This is a genomic window from Nakamurella sp. A5-74, from assembly GCF_040438885.1.
Classification (GTDB): Bacteria; Actinomycetota; Actinomycetes; order Mycobacteriales; family Nakamurellaceae; genus Nakamurella.
Window position 1 is genome coordinate 4,296,431 of record NZ_CP159218.1, and the last position, 13,929, is coordinate 4,310,359.

11 protein-coding genes are annotated in these 13,929 nt (G+C 68.6%); 4 read left to right on the plus strand and 7 right to left on the minus strand.

Annotated elements, in window-relative coordinates:
* The first annotated feature begins 118 nt into the window (after positions 1-118).
* The gene (locus ABLG96_RS19710; protein WP_353649012.1) at positions 119-2,071 is read left to right on the plus strand and encodes a M13-type metalloendopeptidase; all 1,953 of its coding nucleotides are present in this window, start codon (positions 119-121) and stop codon (positions 2,069-2,071) included.
* A gap of 73 nt (positions 2,072-2,144) precedes the next feature.
* Here the strand turns inward: ABLG96_RS19710 and ABLG96_RS19715 are convergent, their stop codons facing one another.
* Complete coding sequence (locus ABLG96_RS19715) at positions 2,145-2,951, minus strand: hypothetical protein (RefSeq protein ID WP_353649013.1); 807 nt, start codon at positions 2,949-2,951, stop codon at positions 2,145-2,147.
* Between the two features lie 240 nt (positions 2,952-3,191).
* On the opposite strand from ABLG96_RS19715, the gene ABLG96_RS19720 reads away from it, so the two are divergent.
* Positions 3,192-3,953 carry an SDR family NAD(P)-dependent oxidoreductase gene (locus tag ABLG96_RS19720; protein ID WP_353649014.1) on the plus strand — a complete coding sequence of 254 codons (762 nt, stop codon included), beginning with the start codon at positions 3,192-3,194 and terminating at the stop codon, positions 3,951-3,953.
* A 31-nt stretch (positions 3,954-3,984) separates the two neighbouring features.
* On the opposite strand, the gene ABLG96_RS19725 is transcribed toward ABLG96_RS19720, so the two are convergent.
* Entirely contained in the window at positions 3,985-4,830 is an 846-nt protein-coding gene (locus ABLG96_RS19725) for a LysR family transcriptional regulator (protein WP_353649015.1), read from the minus strand.
* Positions 4,831-4,936: 106 nt separating this feature from the next.
* On the opposite strand from ABLG96_RS19725, the gene ABLG96_RS19730 reads away from it, so the two are divergent.
* Positions 4,937-5,683 (plus strand): SDR family oxidoreductase, encoded by a 747-nt coding sequence (locus ABLG96_RS19730; RefSeq protein WP_353649016.1) that lies wholly within the window; start codon positions 4,937-4,939, stop codon positions 5,681-5,683.
* Between the two features lie 19 nt (positions 5,684-5,702).
* Here the strand turns inward: ABLG96_RS19730 and ABLG96_RS19735 are convergent, their stop codons facing one another.
* On the minus strand, positions 5,703-6,578 hold the full coding sequence (locus ABLG96_RS19735; protein WP_353649017.1) for an endonuclease/exonuclease/phosphatase family protein: 876 nt from the start codon (positions 6,576-6,578) through the stop codon (positions 5,703-5,705).
* Positions 6,579-6,746: 168 nt separating this feature from the next.
* Here ABLG96_RS19735 and argS point away from each other — a divergent pair, with 168 nt between their 5' ends.
* Positions 6,747-8,480 (plus strand): arginine--tRNA ligase, encoded by a 1,734-nt coding sequence (argS, locus tag ABLG96_RS19740; RefSeq protein WP_353649018.1) that lies wholly within the window; start codon positions 6,747-6,749, stop codon positions 8,478-8,480.
* 217 nt (positions 8,481-8,697) lie between these two features.
* Here argS and ABLG96_RS19745 read toward each other — a convergent pair whose 3' ends face one another.
* The 4 genes from ABLG96_RS19745 to ABLG96_RS19760 form a co-directional block, all read right to left on the minus strand.
* Positions 8,698-10,575, minus strand: coding sequence for a hypothetical protein (locus tag ABLG96_RS19745; RefSeq protein ID WP_353649019.1), 1,878 nt, complete (start codon positions 10,573-10,575; stop codon positions 8,698-8,700).
* The gene (locus ABLG96_RS19750) at positions 10,572-11,189 is read right to left on the minus strand and encodes an RNA polymerase sigma factor (protein ID WP_353649020.1); all 618 of its coding nucleotides are present in this window, start codon (positions 11,187-11,189) and stop codon (positions 10,572-10,574) included. The genes ABLG96_RS19745 and ABLG96_RS19750 overlap by 4 nt, the downstream gene beginning before the upstream one ends.
* 443 nt (positions 11,190-11,632) lie before the next feature.
* A complete protein-coding gene (locus tag ABLG96_RS19755; protein WP_353649021.1) occupies positions 11,633-13,207 on the minus strand; it encodes a DHA2 family efflux MFS transporter permease subunit in 1,575 nt (524 codons plus the stop codon).
* Positions 13,204-13,785 carry a PadR family transcriptional regulator gene (locus ABLG96_RS19760; protein ID WP_353649022.1) on the minus strand — a complete coding sequence of 194 codons (582 nt, stop codon included), beginning with the start codon at positions 13,783-13,785 and terminating at the stop codon, positions 13,204-13,206. The genes ABLG96_RS19755 and ABLG96_RS19760 overlap by 4 nt, the downstream gene beginning before the upstream one ends.
* Positions 13,786-13,929 lie beyond the last annotated feature (144 nt).

Here is a 13,929-nt window from a genome sequence, read left to right on the forward strand (position 1 = left end):
CGGGGGCTGGTGCGTCGAACGCCAGCTCGATGCCGATCGCACCGGGGAGGGTGCCGGTGACCCACTTCTGCCGGCGCACCCACCCGGGCTTGCTGCGCGCGTCATTAGGCTGGCCGTCATGACCTCACCGGACCGCACCCCCGCGGCATCGACGACCACCGCCGTCCGCCCGCAGGACGATCTGTTCCTGAGCGTCAACGGCGACTGGCTCGCCGAGGCCGAGATCCCCGGCGACCTGTCGTCCATCGGGGCGATGGTCGACCTGCGGCTGGAGTCCGAGCGGCACGTCGGCGAGCTGCTGCGCGAGGCCGCCGCCGCCGATCCGGGTGCTCGCGGCCCGTACGACCAGATCGGTGCGATGTTCGCCTCGTTCGTCGACACCGATCGGGTCGAAGCGCTCGGCGCCACCCCGTTGGCGGCCGACCTGGGCCGGATCGAGGCGCTGGCCGATCTGGGTGGGTTCGCCCGGCTGCTCGGCGAGTTCGAGCGGTCCGGGGTCAGCGGGATCGTGCGCAGCTACGTCGACAACGACGACCGCAACTCCGACCGCTATGTGGTCAACCTCCTGCAGGGCGGCACCTCGCTGCCGGACGAGGCGTACTACCGCGAGGAGCAGTTCGCCGAGATCCGTGAGCAGTACCGCAGCCACGTCGAGCGAATGCTCGCCCTTGTCGGGATCGCCGACCCGGCCGACGCCGCTGCCAGGGTCTACGCCGTCGAGGAGAAGCTGGCCGCTGGGCACTGGGACAAGGTGGCGTGTCGGGACGTCCTGAAGACCTACAACCTGCGCACCCTCGCCGAGATCGAGGCGCTCTGCCCGGCGTTCGACTGGACCGGTTGGGTAGTGGCACTCGGCGGCACCCCAGGTCCGGACGGCACCATCGGCGAAGCCACCGTGCGCCAGCCGTCGTACCTGGAGACGCTCTCGACGGTGCTCGCCGACACGTCCATGGACGACTGGAAGCTGTGGCTCAGCTGGAAGTTGGTGCACGCCTACGCCCCCTACCTCTCGCAAGCCTTCGTCGACGAGAACTTCGACTTCTACTCGCGGATCCTCTCCGGCGCCGAGGACCAGCGGGACCGCTGGAAGCGCGGCGTCGCCCTGGTGGAATCCACCCTGTCGGAGGCCGTCGGGCAGATCTACGTCGAGCGTCACTTCCCGCCAGCGGCCAAGGAACGGATGGACGAGCTGGTCGCGAACCTCATCGAGGCCTATCGGCAGAGCATCAGCACGCTCGATTGGATGAGCGCCGACACCCAGTCGCGGGCCCAGCAGAAGCTGGACCGGTTCACTCCCAAGATCGGCTACCCGGACACCTGGAAGGACTACAGCGCGATCGTCGTCGACCGCGGCGACCTGGTCGGCAACGTCCGCAGGGCGCGGGCCTGGGAGACCGACCGGGAGCTGCGCAAGATCGGGAGTCCGGTCGACCGCAGCGAATGGTTCATGTCGCCGCAGACGGTGAACGCGTACTACAACCCCGGTACCAACGAGATCTGCTTCCCGGCAGCGATCCTGCAGCCGCCGTTCTTCGCCCTTGACGCCTCGGACGCCTCCAACTACGGCGCGATCGGTGCCGTGATCGGGCACGAGATCGGCCACGGTTTCGACGACCAGGGATCACAGTTCGACGGTGACGGCAACCTCTCCGACTGGTGGACCGACGCCGACCGCACCGCCTTCACCGCCAGGTCCGAGGCCCTGATCAGCCAGTTCTCCGCACTGCGCTGCATCGAGGTGCCCGATGTGCCGGTGAACGGCGGTCTGACGGTCGGTGAGAACATCGGCGACCTCGGCGGTCTGACGATCGGCCTGAAGGCCTACGAGATCGCTGCCGGCGACGCCGCCACCGACGAGGACCGCCGCGAGGTGTTCTTCTCCTGGGCACGCGCGTGGCGCTCGAAGCGCCGCGAACAGCTCGCCCGGCAGTACCTGCAGATCGACCCGCACTCGCCGCCGGACCTTCGGACCAACATCGCACGCAACATCGACGGCTTCCACGCGGCGTTCGGCACCACCGAGGACGACGGCATGTGGCTGGCGGAGAGCGAGCGCGTCCGCATCTGGTGATTCCGACGTGAGCAGGGACGAGTTCCCCGACCGAAGCGGTCGGGAGAATCGTTCGTTTCCGGGAGCACGCAGCTCAGCGAGGAACTTCTTCGGAGACCTCTGCGGCCAGCGCCAGAGCCTTCTTCTTCATCTCGGCAAGCGAGGTGTCGTCGCTGACGATCACCAGGATCGACATCTCACCGCCGTCCGGCTCGGGCAGGTTGAAGGTCGCGGAGTACAGCGACTTGGACGAGTTCGTCCAGGTGTACCCGTCGCGGCCGTCGATCTTCACCTTCGCCGCGTCCACGTTGTACGACTGGTTCAACTCGTTGTCGCTGAAGGCGAAGCCGCCGGTCACGGTGACGGCGCGGTATGTCTTGGACGACTCCGGTGCCCGGTACGTGCAGCTCAGCTCCGGCTTCCGAGTGGTGTCCTTCTGCAGACCCGTGGTGTACGACTTGGGCATCAGCAGGCAGTAGTCCTTCAGGAACGCGTACTCCTCGGCCGATGCGCTGCTGCTCGAGGACGTCGGGGCCGGCGCCGAGCTCTCGTCACCGGGGGAGGTCGTCTCGGACTGCTGCGGCGTCACCGGCTGCGGGGTCACGGAGTTCGGGGCGGCGGAGTTCGCCCCGCCCGTCTGGCCACCGTCCGACGTCGGGTCGGGGGAGGTGGGGGGATCGGCAACGCTGGTGGCCGGTGCGGGCTCCTGTTCGCTGCTCGAGATCGTGACCTCATCGGAGCTCTCGCCGGTGGTCGTGCCCTGCTGCGCGCTCCCGACACCTGCACCAGCGGGGATCCCACCCTGGGCGGTTCCGGACACCTCGGAACCGCAGGCCGCGGTCAGCGCGATCACTCCCGTTCCCAGCAGGACAGCCATCGATCGTTTCCAGTCGGTCTTCATCAGGTAACCCTTTCACTCGAGACACAGCCGTGCAGTGAACGTCTGACCACCGCATGCACCGCGCGGTTCCGTGATGCGGACAACCACCCGTCGGTGTCGATCGTCACGGTGGGTGCCCGGCGCGCCGGTCTACGCTGACGGACACCCGCGCAGCGCCGCCGGAGCTCTCCGGACCACGCTCGGCGCCGACACCGAGGCCGAGCCGACTGCGCGGGACGAGACCCTACGGGAGAACACGTCATGCAGGTGCAGAACACCGCGGCACTGGTCACCGGAGCCGCCTCCGGACTCGGCAGCGCCACCGCCACAGCTCTTGCGGCGCAAGGAGTCCAGGTCTTCGGACTCGACCTGGCCGGCGGTTGGGAGAAGGGCGGCGACCCGGCCGAGGGCGTGACCGCCGTGCACGGCGACGTCACCTCCGAGGACGACGTCAAGGCGGCGGTCGCACAGGCGAACGAGGGCGCATCACTGCGCATCGTCGTCAACTGCGCCGGGTTGGGTTGGGCGTCACGGATCCTGTCGAAGAAGGGCGTCCACGACCTCGGTCTGTTCCAGAAGGTGGTCGCCGTCAACCTCGTCGGCACCTTCAACGTGCTGCGACTGGCCGCCGAGGCCATCGCCACCAACGACACCGTCGACGAGTCCGGACAGCGGGGCGTGGTCGTCAACACCGCGTCGGTGGCTGCGTTCGACGGCCAGATCGGTCAGATCGCCTACTCGGCATCCAAGGGTGGGGTAGCTGGGATGACGCTGCCTGCGGCGCGCGATCTCGCTCAGTTCGGGATCCGGGTGATGACGATCGCTCCGGGCGTCATCGACACGCCGATGATGCAGGGCATCACCGAGGAGTTCAAGAAGACCCTCGAGGCCAGCGTGCCGTTCCCCGCTCGGCTGGGAACGCCGGCGGAGTACGCGCAGCTGGTCGGCATGATCGTCGCGCACGACTACCTGAACGGCGAGGTCATCCGGATGGACGGGTCGCTGCGGATGGCGCCGCGCTGACGACGGCGCATCCCCCGGACGTCGCTGATGATCAGAGTTCGGCGGCGGTGCGGGCCAGCCCGGCGACGGCGAGCGACGTGCTGTGCGGCGGCCAGGCCAGGACGGTGGTGACCTGCGGCGCATCCGACAGTGGGACGACGGTCAGCCCGCCGCGCAGGTCGGCGCGGGCCGAGTCGGGCAGCACGACGGCGGTGCGCCCGAGCTGCACCAGCTGCAGCACCTGGGTCAGGTCCCGCAGCTCGGGACCGGGCCCGTCCGGGTAGCTGCCGTCGAGCTGGGGCCAGCGCGGCATCGGCAGGCCGGGGATCGAGGTGGCTTCGGCAACGGTCATCGAGCTGCGGCTGCTCGCAGGGTGTCCGCCGGGCAGGATCAGCACCTGCTCCTCGACCTGCAGCTCGACGACGTCGAATCCGCTGGTGTCGTCGAACGGCCGGTGCAGGATCGCGACATCGGCGCGTCCGTCGCGCAGCATCGGCGCCTGGTGCGCGGGCGCGCTCAGCAGGACCTCGACCGCCACCGCGTCGGGTGTGCCGGCGTAGGAGTCGAGCAGCTTGAGCATCAGTTCGCTCGAGGCACCGGCCTTGGCGGTGAGGATCACCGGGGACCGACCGACGCCGACCGCGCTCCGTCGTGTCCGACGCTCGGCGGCCTCGACCGCGGCCAGCGCGGCCCGTCCCTCCCGCAGCAGCGTCTCCCCCGGCTGGGTGAGCGTGACGCCCCGCGGTGTGCGGACGAACAGCTGCGCTCCGAGTCGGCGCTCGAGCTGAGCGATCGCCCGGGACAGCGGCGGCTGCGCAATGCCCAGCCGATCAGCCGCCCGGCCGACGTGCGACTCCTCCGCAACCGTGACGAAGTAGCGCAGTTCCCGGGTCTCCACCTCGACGAGGATACGCCGCGTCTGACCTGCCGTCATACCGCTGCGGTATCAAGGCACACCCGATCGGTCTTGGCGCTCTTCGGAGCCCTCGGCCCACACTCGGAACATGACAGTGAACACGACAGACCCCACCCCCACGAAGAAGATCGCTCTGGTCACCGGCGCCAACAAGGGCATCGGTTACGAGATCGCCGCGGGCCTGGCCCGTCGCGGTTTCCGGGTCGGCGTCGGCGCGCGCGATGCCGATCGCCGGGGCGCCGCCGTGGCCCGGCTGCAGGCAGACGGGCACGACGTCTTCGCCGTTCCGCTCGATGTGACCGACGATGCGAGCGTGGCAGCCGCTGCCACGCAGCTGGAGCAGCAGGGCGGACTCGACGTGCTGGTCAACAACGCCGGCATCACCGGCGGGATGCCGCAGGAGCCCACCCTGGTGAGCCCGGATCAGGTCCGATCCGTCGTCGAGGTCAACGTCATCGGCGTCATCCGCGTCACCAACGCGATGCTGCCGATGCTGCGGCGGGCATCCGAGCCGCGCATCGTCAACGTCTCGAGCACGGTCGGCTCGCTCACCCTGCAGACCGCGCAGGCGGACGCGGTCGGGCCGATCTCGGCGGCGTACTCGCCCACCAAGACCTATCTCAACGCCGTCACCGTCCAGTACGCCAAGGAACTGGCCGGCACCGACATCCTCGTCAACGCAGGCTGCCCGGGCTACGTCGCGACCGACCTCAACGGTCACCAGGGACACCGCACCCCGGAGCAGGGCGCGGCGATCTTCCTCGAGCTGGCCACCCTCCCCGCCGGCGGACCGAGCGGCACGTTCCGGGACGAGGAGGGCATCCAGCCCTGGTGAACCGCCGGCGCCGTCGCGATCAGCACCCGCGGAGCGGCCAGGGGACGAACGCCAGATCGACGCGGACCGGCAGGTGGTCCGAGGCCTGGGTCGCGATCACCCTGGCGCTCAACGGGAACACCAGATTGCGGGTCAGCACGTAGTCGATCCGGCCCTTCGGGTCGTCGGAGTCGAAGGTGAACCCGGCACCACGGCCGACCACCGGCCAGCTGTCGCGGAACTTCTCCAGCAGGTTCGCCATCTCCGGGCTGTCCGGATAGGCGTTCAGGTCACCCATCAGCACCGTCGGCTGCAGGCAGTTCTTCGTCAGCTCCTTGATCGCCGCGACCTGGTCGAGCCGCTCCTGAGTGCTGGTGTGCTGCAGGTGGGTGCCCAGGATCCGGACCGGACCCCACGGGGTGCGTACCTGCACCTGCAGCAGCCCGCGCTGTTCGCCCCCGGGTGCGAGCGGAAGCAGCGTGTTGCGGGCCGAGACGATCGGGAACCTCGACAGGACCGCTGTTCCGAACTCGCGGCGCGGTGCGCCGGGAGTCAGCGGGTCAAGGTCGAGGTTCCTGCCGAAGGCCACCTGCATGCGGAGTCTCTGACCCAACCAGGCGGCCTGGTCGAGGTTGCCACTGCGGTCGCCGAAGAACTTGTCGACCTCGGACAGTTGGACGACGTCCGGATGCTGTGTCTCGATCACCCGGGCGATCCGCTCCAGGTCGAGCTGCTGGTCGACGCCGACCGCGTGGTGGATGTTGTAGGCGACGACCGTCAGCTTCGGCATCGGCGGACGGTGAGCTGGTGTCGCGGCCGGTACAGCGGCGGATGCGGCCGTGACCCCGGGCAGGGTGGCGAGCAGCGCCGAGACCAGCGCCACCAACAGGAACGTCACCGAATGACGTCGACTCATCACAGACCTCCAGGATGTGGCGGATGTTCGCGACCAGCCGACCACGGATCCACCGGGCCCGCCCCTCGAGCGACCTCACGGTCGGAGCGACGGCCGACACGGGACTCCGTCGGCTCGACAACCGCTCTCACGTCCGAACCGGTTCGTACTCGCTCGTAAACTGGACACGTGCCGACACCTGCCGCAGAGCTCACGCCGAGGATTTCCACCGCCATCGCCGCCGCCTTCGGCGACGCGTACCTCGGCACGGATCCGGTACTGCGCGCCAGCCAGTTCGCCGACCTCCAGGCCAACGTCGCGCTCGCCCTGGCCAAGCGCGTGGGTGTCCCGCCGAGGGTGGTCGCCGAAAAGATCGTCGCGCAGCTCGACGTCGCCGGGGTGTGCAGCGCCGTCGAGATCAGCGGTCCCGGGTTCATCAACCTGACGATGGACAACGGCTGGTTGTCCGCCCAGGCGGCGACCCAGTCCGCCGACGAGCGCGTCGGTGTGCCGGTGCAGCAGACGAAGACGATTCCCATCGACTACTCGGCTCCCAACGTCGCCAAGGAGATGCACGCCGCGCATCTGCGCACCACCGTCGTGGGCGACGCACTGGCGCGGACCCTTGAGCACCTCGGGCATCGGGTTGTCCGGCAGAACCACATCGGCGACTGGGGTACCCCGTTCGGCATGCTCATCGAGCACCTGCTGGACGTGGGCGTCCAGTCCGACGAGGCCGGGCTGGTGAACACCGATCCGAACGCGTTCTACCAGCATGCCCGCGCCAAGTTCGACGGCGGTGACGCGTTCGCCGACCGTGCCCGGTCCCGGGTGGTGGCCCTGCAGGCCGGGGATGCCGAGACCCTGCAGTTGTGGCAGGGGCTGGTGGACCTGTCGAAGGTGTACTTCAACCGGATCTACTCGGCGCTCGACGTCACCCTCACCGACGTCGACCTGGCCGGCGAGTCCCGCTACAACCCGGTGCTGCAACAGATCTGTGACGAGCTGGAGACCCGCGGTATCGCCGAGGTCTCCGACGGGGCACTGTGCGTGTTCCTCGATGGCTACACCGGGCGCGAAGGCAAGCCGGTACCGCTGATCATCCGGAAGTCGGACGGCGGCTACGGCTACGGCACCACCGATCTGGCGACCATCAAGTACCGCGTGCAGGACCTCGGCGCCGACCGGATCCTGTACGTCATCGGCTCCCCGCAGGCACTGCACCTGAACATGGTGTGGGACACCGCCCGCAAGGCCGGCTGGCTGCCGAACGGGGTCGAAGTGGTGCATGTCCAGATCGGCAACGTCCTCGGACCGGACCGCAAGCTGATGCGGACCCGGTCGGGAAACCCGTTGCGGCTGATGGAGTTGGTGGACGAGGCGACCCTGGTCGCCCGGAAGGTGATCGACGAAGCGCGACCGGATCTGGACGAGGCACTGCGCGCCACCATCGCGCCGCAGGTCGGCATCGCCGCCATCAAGTACGCCGACCTGTCGGTGGCGCACGACACCGAGTACGTCTTCGACCTCGACCGGATGGTCTCGCTGACCGGCAACACCGGGCCGTACCTGCAGTACGCGACCGCCCGGGTGCGGTCGATCTTCCGCAACGCCGGGCTCGCCCCCGAGTCCGCGGTCGGGCCGATCTCGATCGTCCAGCCGGCCGAGCGTCTGCTGGCCCTGGAACTGTTGGGCTTCGGGGACGTGGTGGCCCAGGTCGGCGACCAGCTCGAGCCGCACCGACTGTGCGCCTACCTGTTCTCGCTGGCGCAGGCGTTCTCCGGGTTCTACGAGAGCTGCCCGGTACTCAAGGCCGACGACGCCGCGGTCCGGGACTCCCGCCTGGCCCTGTGCGCCCTGACGCTGCGGGTGATCGTCACCGGCCTCGGGCTGCTCGGCATCTCGGCGCCCGACCGCATGTGAGTCCGCGCTGATCGATCAGCGAGGCACGAGCGTGACGACATCCCCGGAAGGCTGAGCCCATCGCCGGACCCGGTGATCGAGCAGCGAGGCACGAGCGTGACGAGATCCCCGACGATAGGAACCCAGCACCGGGCGCCCGGCATCGAATCGGCTCGTTTGCGTGTTCCCGACGCCCGTTCGGCGTGTTTACGCCGACCCGATGAGCTGCCGGGCCGGGTCAGTAGCCGGCGAGCTCCCGCAGCTGATCGAGGACGTCATCCGGAGCGGCGACATTGCGCACGCCGTTGCCGACCGTAGGTGCGCAGGAGTCGACGAAGTTCAGCAGGACCGGAGGGCGGTCGGCGTACAGGAACACCAGGAACGGTGCCCCTTGAACGAGCTCGAGGCTGTCGCCGTCCGGGCAGCCTGACGCGTCGACCGGCTCGGACAGACCGTTGATCCTGTCCACCAGGCCCGCCGGCATCTGTACGGCTCCGTCAGCACAGTTGAAGACCGAGCGGTACCCGGCCGGGATCATCGTCCGCTCCAGCCCTTCTCCTGCAAATCGCGGATTGACACACGCCTCGTTCTGCGGCGAGAGCGAGCTCGGCGCAGTGCCGGACGACACGTCGAGCGACCCGACTCCGGCAGACGTCGTGAGGTCCGTCGACGGTGAGGTCTGCGGCGCCGACGGCATGGGTCCAGGCATGTCCGGTAGCAGGTCGACGGCCCTCAGCCCCAGCCACGGCGTGCCGTACAGAGCTTTTCGCACCGACTCGGCAAGGTCACCCTGTGCCCAGATGAGGCCATTCGTTGCGAGGCCGCAGGTGCCGCCGATGCGCGCGTCGACCCAGAGGGTTCGCCGCTGGCCGCCCTTTCCGTAGGTGAGTCCCAGCAGTTGGGGAGTCGGGGTGTCCGTGCGACGAGGACACCGCATCTTCGACGGATCAGCCGGTGACGAAGAACGCAATTCGGAGACCAGTGGCACGAAGTTACCCTGCAGCTCGAAGCGTTGCTGGATAAAACCGATCGGTAGGTCGGACTCGGGCACATCCTTCGCCTCGGGCTGGTTCTCCGGCTGGACCTGCCCGTACCCGCAGAGCACCACGGCCGCGGGCGTGTCCGTCGGAACCAGCCGGCCGTCGGTGACCACCGTGGGCTTCGGCAGTGCCTCCGGGCCGGCGAACGGGCTGGCGTCGAGCTGCAGTGGGCATTCGACGCTCGCTCGGTCACTCGGTTGCCAGGTACCGCTTGTCACGGAGCGCACGAACAAGTCGGCGTACGAACCGGTCGATATCGCGACGCTTCCCGTCGCCACCGTGCATGTGTCGGGTCCGGTCGAATCTGCGAGCCAGACGGTGCCCGTCGCATAGTTCAGGGCCACCCGGAAATCCGATCCCGACGGAGGTGACATTCCCAGGCCGCCCGCCGTGAAGAAACTGCAGCCTTCCTCAGTGCTGAGCGCGAATCGGGAGAGGTCATCCGGCACCGATGACAGCCCGGCGGTGATCGTGCGGGAGCTCCGCAGGTCCTGGAAGTCGAAGGCGACGGTCGCGCCGACACTGTGCGTCGCGTCCGTCGGCTCGGGATGCAGCGGCAGCGGGTACTCGCAGATCAGCATCGAGATCGGCACCTCGGCCGGGACCAACGAGCCGGCTGCCGGGTCGATCGATCCCGCATCGACGAGCGGGCCGCCATCGGTTCCCGGGCACCGCGGCGCGGCAACGGGACTCGCCGAAGCAGCCACCGTCGTCAATCCGACGTCATCCCGACCCGGAATCGGCGCAGCAGTGTGGGACCGATTGGCTACCAACGGAATGGCGACGGCAGCCACCAGCGCGATGACGGCAGCAGCCACGAGCAACGGCGCCCGCCTGGCCCACGCGCCTCTGGTCGGAGCGGAGACCGACGGTTCGCTCGTCAGATCGTCATCCCGCTCGACGAGCGGTTCGGGGCCGGTAGCCGCAGCATCGACAGTGCCGGGCGGCAGCGCGGCTGGAGTTTCGGTGAACGACGGCATCGTCCCCCGCAGCCAGGACTCGGCATCGGCCGTCAACCGCGCCTCAAGACCATCCTGGAGTTCGGGCTCGCCCTGATCACGATCGCGGAACTTCATCGGGCACGCTCCTGGGATTCCTGCTCGGCCAGAGTGGTTCGCAACTCAGCACGGGCCGCCGCGAGGGTCGCGCGGACGGTGCCGTCGGCGCAGCCCATCACCGCGGCGACCTCGGCGATCGGCAAACCGACGTAGTAGTGCAGTTCTACGGCCAGCCGCCGCCGATCGGACAACAGCGCAACTGCGGCGCGGAGCACCAGGTCGTCGTCCCGATCTGTCGTCGGAGCGGCGGCGTCACGGCGGTCATCGAGCGCAACCGGAGGTCGTGCACGCACCCGGAACCGGCGGGCACGATCGGCGGTCACCGCAAGCAGCCAACTCTGCGCGGAACCGCGTGCCGGATCGAAGGTGTGGCGCTTCCGCCAAGCCCGTTCCAGGACGTCCTGCAGCAGGTCGTCCCGATCATCGGCCGGGACCAGCCTGGCCGCGAATCGTTGCACCACCTGCCAGTGCGGCTGCACCCAGTCGGCGAACGACAGCTCGGTGCCCGCCACCGGGGACAGCTCCGGGGCGGCCGGCACCAGCTCGTCCACCCGTCGCCCTCCCCCGGTCGTCGCCAGCGCCCGACGTAGCGTCCCCGCAGCGGGAAGGAAGCTGTGCGCGTCGATCGTCACACGAGGTCTACGCCTACGGACACGCGTACGGGTTATCGACGGTCCGGAGTTCACTCGTCGGGTGGCTGGGACATCAGTGAGCGCCCAGCCGATCGGTACGGATGCGTGCTCCCGGCGCCGGGTCGGCATTCTCACGTCGAGCGGACGTGACGAACCGGCCGCAACCCCATGGCGCATTCCGAAGTGTCGTCGAACGGGCTTTCAGCGCCCGCAGACGACCATCCAGGATGCGCCGGGCACAACAGCATGCGCCGGGCACAACAGCATGCGCCGGGCACAACAGCATGCGCCGGGCACAACAGCATGCGCCGGGCACAACAGCATGCGCCGGGCACAACAGCATGCGCCGGGCACAACAGCATGCGCCGGGCACAACAGCATGCGTGAACCGCTCGACCACCGTCACCCGGGCGCGGCAACAGTGGTCGAGTGGGACGAGCCGGTCAGTGACCGGCCGCTGCCGGAGCGCCCTGACCGGCGCGGGAGTGCGTCGGTGCGGCGAAGCAGAGCACCGCGACGACACCGACGAGCAGGACGGCTGCCGGCAGGAAGATGCTCTGCCCCATGGCATCCGCGAACGGGGCCTTGAGAAAGTCCGGCAACGGACCGGTGCTCGCCTGCACGGACTCGCCCGAGCCACCACCACCGGTAGCGGCACTCAACTGGGCCGCGATCCGGTTCTGCATCAGCACCCCGACGGCGGCGCTGCCCAGCACGGCACCGACCTGACGGGTCATGTTGTAGACGCCCGCGCCCGACCCGGCCAGCTGCATCGGCAGGTTGCGGGTCGCGGTTGCCGACAGCGGCGCCCAGATGAACGCATTGCCGATGCCCATCAGGGTGATCGGCAGCAGCACAGCGATCACGGACGCGGTCGGGCTGACGACGGCGCCGAGCCAGAACATCGAGATGGCCGTCAGGACGAAGCCGGCCCCGGCCAGGTAGCGGGGATGGACACGGTCGGTGAGCGTACCGACCGGCCTGGCCAGCGCGCCGGCGGTCACGGCGAGCGGAACCAACAGCAGGGCTGCCCGGGTCGGGGTGAGACCCATCGCCTTCTGCGCGAACAGCATCAGCGGAATGGCCTCGCCGGTGATGGCGAAGCCCATCGTCGCGATGCCGATGTTCGCGAGCGAGAAGTTGCGATCCTTGAACAGCGAGAGGCTCATCAAGGGCTCGGGCGCGCGGGTCTGCCACCACACGAATGCGACCAGCAAGACCAGTCCGACGATGATCAACGACCAGACGGAGATCGGGCCGGCGATGGTGCCCCAGGAGTACTTCTGACCCTCCTGGATCCCGAACACCAGGGCCAACAATCCGAGCCCGCTGAGCGCGATGCCCGGGAAGTCGAACCGGTGGCGGTGGGTCGGCAGCGTCGGGACCAACCGCCAGGCCAGCACGAACGCAACGATCCCGACCGGGACGTTGACGAAGAAGATCCATTCCCAGCCAAGGCTGTCGACGAGCACCCCGCCGGCCAACGGGCCGACCAGGATCGCCACGCCGGCAACGGATCCCCAGATACTCATGGCCGTTCCGCGCTGGTGCGGCGGGAAGGTCCGGGTGATGACGGCCATGGTCTGCGGCGTCATCAGGGCGGCACCGAGGCCCTGCACGGCGCGGGCGGCGATCAGCATGCCGATGGTCCCGGAGAACCCACAAGCCAGCGAGGCCAGGGTGAAGATCGTCAGGCCGATCAGATAGATCCGCTTGGGCCCGAACTGATCTCCGAGCCGGCCGCTCACCAGCAGCGGCACGACGTAGGCGAGCAGGTAGGAGCTGGTGACCCAGACGATGTTGTTCAGGTTCGGGTCGACCTCCTCCAGCAGCGCATTCGTCGCGACAGACACGATGGTCGAGTCGATGAGGATCATGAAGAATCCGATGACGAGCGCCCAGAGCGCCGCCCACCGCTTGGAGTCGGTCACCGCAGGGGCGGGCCCAGCAGGCGTGGTGAGGGTCGGCTCGCCGGTCGGTCGCTGCGCGTCGGCAGACGAGGTGTCGGTGGAGGTCATGATGCGGTCCATTCGAGACGGCCGTCCTGCAGGGCGGCGATGGTGGTGTCGACCCAGGCGATCTCAGCCCGGATCTGGTGGATGATCAGGTCGATGTCGAGCACGTACCGCGCAGGCTTGCCGCGGTCGTCGATCACGTGTCGGTAGATGTCCTCGACCTCGGTCAGGTCGCGGGCGAGGACGGAACGGCGGTGCGAGAGGTGTTGCAGCACATCCTCTTTCGCCAAATGGTGCGCCTCGGCGACAGCCAACGGGAAGATCGGGTACTCCTTGCGCGGGTTCGCCAGGCGGTCGGCGATCGTCGATCTCAGGACGACTCCGCCCGCCCTGGTGATCCGGTAGGTCGTCCGTTCGGGACGGTTGCCCTCGCGGTCGGTACCGATCTCCTCGATGTACTTGTTCTCGGCCAACTTCCCGACGGCGTGGTAGAGCGAACCGGGACGGATCTTGACGAGGATGTCCTCCCGGCGATGCATCATCACCTGGTACACGTCGTACGGATGACGTGGTTCCTCGTCGATGAGGGCGAGCGCAGCGATCGCCAACGGACTCAGCTGCGCGTCGAGCAACTTGCTCATCACTCGAAACCCCTTCCCGAGAATCTGTTCGGCGCCGACTATTCCAACTGGAATAGTCGACCTGGAGTATGAGACCACATCGCAGGGCCCGCGGGCAAGGTCTGTGCCCGGGGTCACCAACCGGGAGCGGGAGGTGGCCGAGGA